A 4,968-nucleotide genomic window follows, 5' to 3' on the forward strand; every position below is an offset into this window, starting at 1 on the left:
ATGTCTTTATCTCCACATAAACTGCCTAATTATCAACAAGGCATAAGAGCTATGAGCCTTATTCTATCAGCGTTATAGGCGACTTGTCACCCCGACAGGAAATTCTGAATCGCCACAAAAAGTATAATTCTGACGCACCGTTTCGCCGCAGTAGTAGGGTGCGTCATTGATGAGATTGTTAGCTTAAATCGAAAACGATCGTAGCTGACGCACGCTATAGATAAAAATTAACGGAAGTTTCTTGCTATCTGTGTATAATCATGGATAGAAACTAGCAGCCCATTTATTTAGACGGTTTAGAAGGTTCGGGACTTATAATTAACAATTGATCGCCGGATTGACTTTGTTGAATTGCCATCACTGGCGGGCGGACTTTAGGGTCTTTTTGCTGTTCTGTTGTTAAAGCCGGAAACAGATAAATCCAGTTTCCTCTCTCCAAAAGCAACCGCCAGACTCTAGGTTCTTTGGGATTATTATCCGTGTCTTCCTTGCGTAGGAAACTATCAAATAAACCTTTGTCGCCAATAAATCTATACTTTTCTAGAGTAAGTTTGTCATCAAAGACATCACTGAGTTTTCTGCCTAAAGCAATATTATCTTGCTTGGCGATTAAAGCAACGGCAGGTAAAGACGAATTTTCCCCGGCATCGCGTCGAGCATCGGCAATACCTTGGTGGTAAGCTGACCAAAATAAGACTAGCAATACCCAACCGACGATGATAATTTCGTCAACGAGCGATCGCAATAATTTGATCGAGTTATATCTATTGATATTAAATTGTTCCCAAGACTTCAGGATGCGGTAAATCCACTTGAATCCTCTGCCGTAACGATAGGACAGCCACCGTGTAATTGTGACATTGATTTTAGCAGCAACTGTCTTGTTGATACTGCTAACTAGCCACAAAGTGAGGTAAATCGCTAGGGCTACGAGCAGAATGGCGATCGCACTTTTGACAATTGTCCAGCTATCCCCTAAAAACACCTGAAGCGGGACTATGAAAAACGATTCTACTGGTAAATCGAGGGTAATTACATTTAGCTGAAAGCAGTAAAAATAAGACCATCGATAAATCCAGCCCGTGAAAAATAGAGCGATACTAAATAAGCCAACAACACTAGCAAAGTTGCCTAAAATGTTTGATTCGGGAGTAGGTTGAGGAGAAGCGGTCACGGAATCACCTTGAAAAAATGTTGACTACCATTATATAATGCTAACGGGGTTAACGCTTATCCTTCAAGGGGTTTAGGGGGAATATGAAACGTAAAACACTTTCATTTTTAGTTGTAGCAATTATCACAATAACAGCGGGTATGGCAATACAGGTCAATGCAACCAGTCAGGATGTCCAGAAACAGAATTTGCGATCGGTACAAGCACAGGCCAGGGCTAGTCAGGCGATACCCGTAGGGTTGCCGACAGATGCAAAAATTTCTATGAAAAAGGGCGAACCAAAAAGCGGTAGAGTTGTAGAGATTGATGAGAAAACGCAAAAAATATCGATCGAGCGAGGGAGGGACAAGGTATCGATTCCTTTGGGTCAAATTGATAAAATCGTGTTTTCCAAAAGTGCGGTGGTTTATCGCAGTAATGGGGGGCCAGTTGTTCGGGGCGATGGCACTCCAGCGAAAGGTCGTCCAGAGACTTGGCGCGGTATTCCTATGAACGCTTTTCGCTTGCTAGATCCGAATAAAGGTCAAGCGGATGTGAAGCTAGGGTCTGTTCTTTCTGTTGACAAGTTGGACAGTCTCAATTCAGTCATTGTTGGAGATGGGAAAAATAAACGACAATATGTCGTCGATGAAATGCAGTTTGATGTGCAGAAAAAGACGATGACAATTGCAGCGACTCCCTATTGAGTCCGTCGCGGGGCCAGAAACCGGTTTTTTTTACGAAAATATTTCGTTGCAACTCACAAATTAGATAAAAACCCGGTTTCTTTTATTTATTCAGTTAATCAAATTTGGTGAATTATTATGACAATGATGAAACGATTGATCCGTACTTTTTTGGTTGTGAGTGTGTCCCTGACTCCTCTAATTCTACCCATAATAGTTCAACCTAGTTGGGCGCAAGGTCAAGATTTGCGGGTTGAAAAATTAGGGTTACTTATACAGAAAGCCAGACAACAGACACAACAAGGGCAGCCCGAACAAGCACTCAAAACATGGCAGGAAGTTCGAGACATTGCGCGACAACTTCAAGATATAGAAAATGAAGTCGTAGCACTCAATGGCATTGGTGAAGTCTACAACAGGCTCTCCAAAATGGAAAAAGCATTGGAATCTTTTAAAGAAGCTTTATCAATGCTGCCCAAAGTGGGCGATAGCAAAGCGAAAGCTGGTACTTTAACTAATATCGGTGTAATATATAACAGCACTTCCCAACAAGAAGAAGCATTGAAATACTTAAAGATTGCTTTACCAATGACGGAGAGAGTGGGCGATCGCGCGCAGCAAGCTACTACTTTGATTATTATGGGTCAAGTGTACAACAGCATCTCCCGACAGGACGAAGCATTGAAATACTTTAAGCAAGCTTTACTAATGATGCGAGAAACAAGTGATCGTGCGGGGGAAGCTACTACTTTAGATAATATGGGTGTAGCATACAAGATCATGTCCAAACAAGAAGAAGCATTAGAATATTTAGAACAAGCTTGGAAAATTAGACAAGAAGGAAGTAATAGCGCGGAGAAAGCGACTACGTTGAGTAATATTGGTGAAGTATACAATAGCATCAACCAACCAGAAAAAGCATTAAAATATTTGAATCAAGCTTTAGCAATTACGCGGGAAGTCGGCTATCGTGCGGGGGAAGCTGTTACCTTGAATCAGATGGGTATAGCGTACAGCATCAATTCCCAAACGGAAGAATCATTAAAATACTTGAACCAAGCTTTACTAATTAGGCAAGAAGTGGGCTATCGTGCAGGAGAAGCTGATACTTTGAGTAATATTGCTAGAGTCTACCGAGATATGAAACAACCGACTCAAGCGATCGATAATTGGGAAAAATCAGTCGAAATCACATTAAAAATGCGGAGAGATTTACAGCGGGAAAATCGCAAAAAGTTTTTAGAAGGTGAAAGAGAAAGGGCAGTTGCACTTGTTGACATTCTCATCGATCAAAACCAAGCCGATCGCGCTTTCCAATGGGTCAACATCGCCACCACAGCCGATCTAGCCGACTACACCCGCCTCATCAACGCCCAAGTAGCCAACCCCCAAGCACAAAAAGCCATTGACGAGTGGAATCAAAAAAATCAACAACTCCAATCACGCCGCCGCCAACTCCAAGACAAATTCTCTGAAAATCTCTCCCGACAAATGCGGGAATTAGAAACAGAAGTCAACCGCAAAGCAGAAGAAATTTCCCGCCAATTCCCAGAAGTCGCCGAACTCTTTGAAACCACACCCAAAGACATTGCCCAACTGAAAGCAAGTATCCCGCCCGATACCGTTGTCATTCAACCTGTCTTGCTCACAAATGTCAAAAATGTCCCCAATACCGTCGCCCTATTTGTCTTGACAAAAGACAGTTTAAGTGTTAAGAAGATTACGATCTACCCCGCAGAATTCGACAAACTCCTCACCGAACACCGCGAACAAATATCAAGCGAACTCACTTCAGATTACAGAGAAACTGGCGGCAAACTATACGACATCCTAATTCGCCCTGTAGAAGACCAAATACAGGCATTATCTCCCAAACAATTGAGCATCATCGCCACAGGAAAATTGCGTTATATCCCCTTTGAAACCCTTTATGATAGGCAAAATAGCAAATTCCTAATCCAGAAATATCCCGTCAACTATCTCACCCGCATTTCCACAAGGTCAATTCCCAATTCAACTTTACAAGGCGGCATCTTAGCATTAGGAAATCCTGTCACGCGCGACCCCTACAATTTACCAGATTCACCACAGGAAGTTCAAAGCCTCACCCAAATTTTTCCCGGTAGTTTATCCTATATCGGCAATGCAGCAACCCTCGACCAATTCAAAACGCAAGCACCTCGCTTTCCATTTTTGCACCTAGCAACTCACGGCTGTTTTCAACCAGAAGGCTGCTGTTTGCCTAACTCTCCCAATTGTAAGAAACCCGACAGAGTGGATTTAAAACCGAATACTATCCTGTTTGCCGATCGCGAATTGGATATTGCCGATGCCGCCTTATTAGGATTGCAAAACACCAGACTCCTCACCTTAAGTGCGTGTCAAACTGCTATGCAAGCGAATTCCAACGGTGAAGAAATATCGGGAGTTGCATATTTATTTGAGCGTGCGGGTGCACAAGCTGTGATGGCGAGTTTGTGGAGTGTTTCGGATTCAGCTACTAAAGATTTGATGGTTCAATTTTATCAAGATATCAATAAGGGGATGAGTATAAATGAAGCTTTGTGGAAGGCTAAGTTGAGTCAGATTCAGCGGACTCCCCATCCTTTTTATTGGTCGCCGTTTATTTTAATTGGGGATGGGCGGTAGTTACCCGGTGGTTGAAATCGTGTCTGTGCAAACGAAGAAACCGCGCCAGAAGCTCAAACTAAAGCGGGGCAAGATGAAAAATGTCAGGAGTTTTTCCAGCATTTCAAACACAGCCAAATATATTCGATCGGCTGCGGTAATGCTGACCCAGATTGGCTGTTTGCCTGGGATTTTGATGACCCCCGCCGTCACGCCAAACGAGAAGAAATTGAACCTTTGCCAGCAACGACAGTAGCAGCTTAAATTATGACTTTCGATCTGTAAATTCTGTGTCTACAACAAACTCAATCCGTAGAAGAAAGAGCGATCCAGAGTGCGTTAATCTTGGAATCTGGGAAAAGTCGATTCCTGATTGATTTACCAGTCCTTGCAGAAGGATCCTATATCTAGGGCTGTCGATCGAAAATAATTTCCTCATATAATTGCTCGATCGGCAAACTTAGATTGATACTTTGAAACTCAACCCGTTCGCCCTCCCGA

At 42.8% G+C, this 4,968-nt stretch carries 4 protein-coding genes; 3 read left to right on the forward strand and 1 reads right to left on the reverse strand.

What is annotated here, in order from left to right:
• Positions 1-283: 283 nt before the first annotated feature.
• Positions 284-1,174: a hypothetical protein gene (locus tag JGK07_RS32725; protein WP_293187098.1), complete on the reverse strand. Its 891-nt coding sequence runs from the start codon at positions 1,172-1,174 to the stop codon at positions 284-286.
• Between the two features lie 83 nt (positions 1,175-1,257).
• On the opposite strand from JGK07_RS32725, the gene JGK07_RS32730 reads away from it, so the two are divergent.
• From JGK07_RS32730 to JGK07_RS32740, 3 genes are all read left to right on the forward strand, one after another.
• Complete coding sequence (locus tag JGK07_RS32730) at positions 1,258-1,860, forward strand: hypothetical protein (protein ID WP_293187099.1); 603 nt, start codon at positions 1,258-1,260, stop codon at positions 1,858-1,860.
• Between the two features lie 117 nt (positions 1,861-1,977).
• Entirely contained in the window at positions 1,978-4,488 is a 2,511-nt protein-coding gene (locus JGK07_RS32735; protein ID WP_293226782.1) for a CHAT domain-containing protein, read from the forward strand.
• A gap of 25 nt (positions 4,489-4,513) precedes the next feature.
• Positions 4,514-4,723, forward strand: a complete 210-nt coding sequence (locus JGK07_RS32740; protein WP_293187101.1) for a hypothetical protein — start codon at positions 4,514-4,516, stop codon at positions 4,721-4,723.
• Positions 4,724-4,968: the final 245 nt, after the last annotated feature.

The organism is Microcoleus sp. PH2017_24_DOB_U_A (genome assembly GCF_020738205.1).
Lineage (GTDB): Bacteria > Cyanobacteriota > Cyanobacteriia > Cyanobacteriales > Microcoleaceae > Microcoleus.